This is a genomic window from Spirillospora sp. NPDC049652 (assembly GCF_040675125.1).
Classification (GTDB): Bacteria; Actinomycetota; Actinomycetes; order Streptosporangiales; family Streptosporangiaceae; genus Spirillospora.
The window spans coordinates 1-4,406 of record NZ_JBFAOF010000617.1 but is presented as its reverse complement, the minus strand read 5'-3'; the positions used below and the strand labels follow the sequence as shown (position 1 = coordinate 4,406).

Annotated in this window: 7 protein-coding genes; 1 reads left to right on the top strand and 6 read right to left on the bottom strand. The window is 73.9% G+C overall.

Annotated features, from left to right (window positions below; translation table 11 throughout):
* Window positions 1–119: 119 nt before the first annotated feature.
* The 5 genes from AB0J52_RS29170 to AB0J52_RS29150 form a co-directional block, all read right to left on the bottom strand.
* Window positions 120–536, bottom strand: a complete 417-nt coding sequence (locus tag AB0J52_RS29170) for a RidA family protein (protein ID WP_500185730.1) — start codon at window positions 534–536, stop codon at window positions 120–122.
* Window positions 536–1,324 (bottom strand): NAD(P)-dependent oxidoreductase, encoded by a 789-nt coding sequence (locus AB0J52_RS29165; RefSeq protein WP_500185729.1) that lies wholly within the window; start codon window positions 1,322–1,324, stop codon window positions 536–538. Before AB0J52_RS29165 ends, AB0J52_RS29170 begins: the two co-directional genes overlap by 1 nt.
* 130 nt (window positions 1,325–1,454) lie before the next feature.
* Entirely contained in the window at window positions 1,455–1,820 is a 366-nt protein-coding gene (locus AB0J52_RS29160) for a DUF202 domain-containing protein (protein WP_500185727.1), read from the bottom strand.
* Window positions 1,817–2,203, bottom strand: a complete 387-nt coding sequence (locus tag AB0J52_RS29155; protein WP_500185726.1) for a YidH family protein — start codon at window positions 2,201–2,203, stop codon at window positions 1,817–1,819. Before AB0J52_RS29155 ends, AB0J52_RS29160 begins: the two co-directional genes overlap by 4 nt.
* 233 nt (window positions 2,204–2,436) lie before the next feature.
* Window positions 2,437–3,081 carry a MerR family transcriptional regulator gene (locus tag AB0J52_RS29150; protein WP_500185724.1) on the bottom strand — a complete coding sequence of 215 codons (645 nt, stop codon included), beginning with the start codon at window positions 3,079–3,081 and terminating at the stop codon, window positions 2,437–2,439.
* 274 nt (window positions 3,082–3,355) lie between these two features.
* Between AB0J52_RS29150 and AB0J52_RS29145 the strand changes: the two genes are divergently transcribed.
* Window positions 3,356–3,868, top strand: coding sequence for a DinB family protein (locus AB0J52_RS29145; protein ID WP_500185723.1), 513 nt, complete (start codon window positions 3,356–3,358; stop codon window positions 3,866–3,868).
* Between the two features lie 81 nt (window positions 3,869–3,949).
* Here AB0J52_RS29145 and AB0J52_RS29140 read toward each other — a convergent pair.
* A partial coding sequence (locus tag AB0J52_RS29140; RefSeq protein WP_500185721.1) for an IclR family transcriptional regulator occupies window positions 3,950–4,406 on the bottom strand: 457 nt, incomplete at its 5' end.

The window sequence follows — 4,406 nt, the reverse complement described above, 5'->3', positions numbered from 1 at the left end:
GACGCCCACCTCCAGCCCCGGCGGACGGTGTACGCGGCGGTCGCCCGGCACGCCCGCCGGGCTCCCGCGGTCACCGCGTTCCTGGACGACCTGCGTACCGTCTCCGCTGAGCTGCTGTCCTAGCCGTCGGCCCGGCTCCCCGCGAGCGGCGGGGCGGCGACGACCTCCACCTCTAGCAGGGCGTCCGGGTGGAAGAGCTTGGACACCTCGACGGTCGTGCTGGTCGGCGGCTCCTTCGGGAAGTAGCGGTTGCGGACCCGGCCGTACTCGGCGACCCGGGACAGGTCGGTCACGAACGTCCGGATGTTGACCACGTCCGCGAAGGTCGCGCCGTGCGCGGCGAGCAGCCGTTCGATCAGCGACATGACCACCTCGGACTGCCGGGTCATGTCGCCGGGGCGGTCGATCTCGCCGTCGTCGTCGAAGGCGACCTGCCCGGACAGGAACAGAAGCGGTCCCGGGGCCACGTGCGCGACGTGCGAGTAGAAGCCGTTGGTCGCGGGGACGGTGGACGGGTTGTCGATCGTGACGCGCATCAGGAGGTCTCCTTCGCGGGGACGAGTGCGGTGATGTCGGAGTCGCCCAGGCCGCGCGCGACGGCCGCAGCGGTGTGGGTGCGGGCGGCTGCGAGGACGCGGGCGTCCGGGCCGAGGACGTCCAGGGCCAGGCCGAGGTCCTTGTCGGCGAGCCCGGCGGTGAAGGTCACCGGCGCGTCGGCGGGGCGGACGCGGGTGCGCTCGGCCTGCGGGAGCGTGCGGCCGAGCAGCTCCAGCGCGGTGTCCCGCTCGACGCCGAGCCGCGCGGCGAGGTCCATGGCCTCGGCGACCGCCCCGAACGCGGCGACGAGCCCGCTGTTGACGACCAGCTTGGCCGCCGCGCCCCGGCCGGACGGCCCCACGTGCCGGACGGTCCCGAGGACGCCGAGCACGTCGGCGGCGCGGGCGACGTCCTTGTCCGCCCCGCCCGCGACGATGACCAGCTCCCCGGCCTCGGCGTGCGGGACGCTGCCCAGCACGGGGGCGTCGAGCAGCGAGACACCGTCCGGCAGCCGTTCGCCCAGCTCGCGGACGGCGTCCGGGCCGATCGTGGACATCTCGACGACCAGCGTCCCGGGGGCGAGGTCCGCGCCGAGCAGCACCTCGTGCACGGCCGCGGCGTCGGTGAGCATGCTGATCACCAGGTCGCGTCCGGCGGCGGCCTCGGCGGGCGTGGCGGCGGGCACCGCGCCGCGTTCGGCCAGCGGCGCGGCACGCTCGGGCGTGCGGTTCCAGACGGTCAGTTCGTGGCCGGCGGCGAGCAGCCGTCCGGCCATCGGGGCGCCCATGCGCCCCAGGCCAAGGAAAGCGATACGTGTCGTCATAACGGGGACGACGCTAGGCCGCCCCGAGCCATACCACCAGCGAAGATCTCTCATGCCGGCCATGCCTGGTGCGCATGGCTGACGCCTGGACGATTCAGTGCAGGGCGAACACGATCCCCGTGATCCCCAGCAGGATGGTCACGCCGGTCAGCAGCAGGACGGACGCGGGATCGGCGATGGGACGCCCCTCGCGGAGGCGGCGCCCGCGCCCCCGCCGCTTCCGCCGGGTCCGGTGGATGTGCAGCGAGGCCAGCCCGAACACCGCGACGGCCGCGAGCACGGCCCCCAGGTCGTTCGGGGCGAGCCGGACGCAGAGCAGGCCCGCGCCCATGAACGCCACGGTCGTCCGTGTCCAGGCCAGGGACGTGCGTTCGGGCTGCGCCCCCGGATCCCAGAGCTTCCGCGCCGGTTCGGCGGCGCGGCCGTCCGGCGCGCCGCGGCGGCCCGCGGGGGCGCTCATCGGGTGGCGAGGAGGGCGACCAGGACGACGACGGCCGCGGCGGCGAGCCCGTAGGACATCACCGGAGCGAGGACCAGGGGCGGGAGCGTCTCGTCCCGGCGCAGCGCGCGCTCGGTGCGGAGCCAGCGGCGGAACGCCATCGCCGCGACCAGCGCGCCGATCGCCGTGAACCCGGCGGCGAGGCCGTGCCGGAGCGGGGTGCTGAGCAGGTGGCCGCTGAGCGCGAGCCCGACGCCGCCCGCGATCAGCGCGAGCGCGGTGCGGATCCAGGCGAGGAAGGTGCGCTCGTTGGCGAGGGTGAAGCGCGGGTCGGGGTCGCTGCCCTCGGCGAGGAGCCGCTCGGTCCAGCGGACGGGTCGGTCGGGGATGTCCTGGGCGCTCATCGGCCGATCACTTCGCCTCTTTCGTTCCGGAGAATTCTTATATTACGTCCCGGAACGTGGCAAAGAATTCCGACTCGATATACGGGAAAAGTGTCGATGGCGTGCGTCACATCGGCGGGAAAGCCCGCTCCGCCCCTGGTCGGGCGGCTGCCGGTCATTTGATCGAGGGCGCGGAAATGGCATTACCGCCGGCCGGGGACGGGCTGCGGCGACCGGCTTCGCGGGGCGTCCGGTCAGGACCGCCCGGCGGTGAAGCGGCGGGCCGAGACGTCCTCCTGGGCGAGCCGGTGCAGGGCGGTGAGGACCTGCTCGTAGATCACGGTCGAGGCGAGCATCGCGTGCACGGTCAGGGTGCGCGGGTTGTCGAGCGCGACCCGGTTGATCTCGTGCTCGGCGACCGAGGTCGCGGCGGTGACGTAGGGGCGCAGGTCGGTGAGGGTGACCGGGAAGCCGAGCCGGCGCAGTGCGACGAAGGTCTGCGCGAGCAGCGCGCGGGCGGGGGCGCGCTCGCCGACCTCCCAGCCGAGCTCGCGGACGAGCATGTCGACGTCCTGGCGGGCGGCCCGCCAGTGCGGGTCGTTCGGCGGGACGATGTGCGGGCCGAGCGCGTACTGGGTGGTGCCGAACAGCTCGTGCAGGCCGACCGACTCGTCCTCCATGGCGGTGACGATCTTCTTGATCGACGCCACCGGCAGGTCGCCGACCTCGCGCAGCGCGCGGATCAGCCGCAGCCGCTCCAGGTGCCGCTGGTCGTACTCGGCCCGGGTGACCGTGGTCGAGGTGCCCTTCGGCATCAGGCCCTCGCGGATGTAGAACTTGATCGTCTGAACGGTCAGCCCGCTGCGGTCGCTGAGTTCGGAGATCTGCACCCGTTCCACGCCCCTCGCCTTGATGCCTGCCGCGTCTGGATATCGCCACTATCCAGCAGGAGGGGCGTTGAATACCGGCACTATCCAACAAACGACCGGGCCTTCCCGGCATGCCGGGTCGGCATAGTCTGACAAACCAGGCTTATCGCCGGATCGGCTCCCGTCCGTGGGCTCGGCTCCGCCCGCCGGGCCCGCTCCGGCGCCGGTCCGGCTCGTCCGGCCGGGAGTCGCCGCGATGCGTAGAGTGTGGGGCCGTGACCGCCCGCCCCGAGAGGAACCGAGCATGAGCGGCGACACCCGCGTCTCCCCGCCGATCACCGGCGGCGAGCGCGACACCCTCCGGGCCTACCTCGACTACCACCGGGCGACCCTGGCCATGAAGTGCGAGGGGCTCACCGACGAGGAACTGCGGCGGCGGTCGATGCCGCCGTCCACGCTGTCGCTGCTCGCGCTCGTCCGGCACATGGCGGAGGTCGAACGCGCCTGGTTCCGGCGGGTCTTCGAGGACGCCGGGGCGCCCATGGTCTGGTCCGCCGAGATGTTCGACTTCCAGGCGGCCTACGACGCGAGCGCGTCCACCGGCGCGGAGGCGTTCGCGGCCTGGCGGGCCGAGGTGGAGGCCTCACGCCGCATCGAGCGCGAGGCCGAATCCCTGGACGTGACCGGCTACCAGCCGCGCTGGGACGAGAAGGTCTCCCTGCGGATGGTCATGACGCACGTCCTCCTGGAGTACGCCCGGCACAACGGCCACGCCGACTTCCTGCGCGAGGGCGTCGACGGGGTCGTGGGCGCCTGACCGCGTCGCCCGAAAGGCGACGCCGGGCCTTCGGGGGAAGGCCCGGCGCGGGGGTGTGACTCGTCATCCGGCCCGGGGGCGCTAGTTCGTCGTCCGGCGCATGGAGTCGCTGATCTTCTCGGCGGCGGCGGTGACCGGCCCGGCGTGCAGGCGGCCGGGGGTGCGGGTCAGGCGCTCCAGGGGGCCGGAGACCGAGACGGCGGCGATCACGCGGCCGCCCGCGCCGCGGATGGGGGCCGAGACCGAGCCGACGCCCTGCTCGCGCTCGCCGACGCTCTGCGCCCAGCCCCGGCGGCGGACCTGGGAGAGCGTGGTGGCCTCGAACTTCGCCCCGCGCAGGCCGCGGTGCAGGCGGTCGGGCTCCTCCCAGGCGAGCAGGATCTGCGCGGCCGAACCGGCGGTCATCGGGAGGGCCGCGCCGACCGGGATCGTGTCGCGCAGGCCGCTGGAACGTTCCGCCGCGGCCACGCACACGCGGACGTCGCCCTGGCGGCGGAAGAGCGAGGCGCTCTCGCCGGTCAGGTCGCGCAGCTGGGCG

Excerpts from the sequence above, each read along its gene's own strand:
- AB0J52_RS29170 (WP_500185730.1), bottom strand. The coding sequence starts at position 536 with ATGCGCGTCACGATCGACAACCCGTCCACCGTCCCCGCGACCAACGGC.
- AB0J52_RS29165 (WP_500185729.1), bottom strand. The coding sequence starts at position 1,324 with ATGGGCGCCCCGATGGCCGGACGGCTGCTCGCCGCCGGCCACGAACTG.
- AB0J52_RS29145 (WP_500185723.1), top strand. The coding sequence starts at position 3,356 with ATGAGCGGCGACACCCGCGTCTCCCCGCCGATCACCGGCGGCGAGCGC.
- AB0J52_RS29155 (WP_500185726.1), bottom strand. The coding sequence starts at position 2,203 with ATGAGCGCCCAGGACATCCCCGACCGACCCGTCCGCTGGACCGAGCGG.
- AB0J52_RS29160 (WP_500185727.1), bottom strand. The coding sequence starts at position 1,820 with ATGAGCGCCCCCGCGGGCCGCCGCGGCGCGCCGGACGGCCGCGCCGCC.